Below are 994 nucleotides of genomic sequence, written 5' to 3' on the forward strand. Positions count from 1 at the left end.
TCTGCTGATTGATGAACAGCTTCAATCAACATTTTACCCATGCGGCCAATCGCACCTGTTACTGCAATGCGTACCATTGCTTTACCCTCTTTTTTAAATGAAAAATTCCCGCTCAAAGGCGGGAATTATAAATAGCTTAATTACTAACCAAACTCTATACAGTAAAAACTCGGCACACACCTACTGGATAGATATTTTTGCATCAAGCGAGGCGAAAGTGCACGGAAAAGCTGAGCTTACACGAAGTAAGTGAGCATTTGAGTACACTGTTAACAAAGCTTGAGGTGAAAATAGCATGCAGTCCTGCACTAAAGCTTCATGTCGTCAAAGAAGCTTTTAACCCCCTCAAACCAAGAATGCTTCTGGGGCGCATGTTTCTTCGACCCACTTTCAAGAGTCTCTTGAAACTCTTTCAACAACTCTTTTTGCTTTTTAGTCAGATTTACTGGCGTTTCTACCGCGACACGACACATCAAATCTCCAACAGCTCCACCACGAACAGGCTTCACACCCTTACCGCGTAAACGGAACATCTTACCGCTTTGCGTTTCAGCAGGGATTTTCAGTTTGACGCGGCCATCAAGTGTTGGCACTTCCAGCTCACCACCCAACGCTGCATCCACGACACTGATTGGCACATCACAATACAAGTTTGCACCGTCACGAACAAAAATAGGATGCTCTTTAACCGAAACCTGAACATAAAGATCTCCGGCTGGGCCACCCATTGCACCCGCTTCACCCTCTCCAGCCAAACGAATACGATCACCCGTATCAACGCCCGCTGGCACTTTCACTGAAAGCGTTTTATTCTCTTCTTGCACGCCTGTGCCATGACAAGCACGACAAGGATCTTTAATAATTTGCCCGCGACCATGACACGTTGGGCAGGTTTGCTGAACGCTGAAAAAGCCTTGCTGCATACGCACTTGACCCTGACCATGACAAGTACCACAGGTCTCAGGCTGCGTGCCTTTTTTCGCACCAGAGCCTT

General features: G+C 46.7%; 1 protein-coding gene. It reads right to left on the reverse strand.

Annotated elements, in window-relative coordinates; all coding sequences use genetic code 11:
• Window positions 1–308 precede the first annotated feature (308 nt).
• On the reverse strand, window positions 309–994 hold a 686-nt coding region (dnaJ, locus tag A3739_RS01900), incomplete at its 5' end, for a molecular chaperone DnaJ (RefSeq protein ID WP_156502252.1).

The organism is Oleiphilus sp. HI0067 (assembly GCF_001635735.1).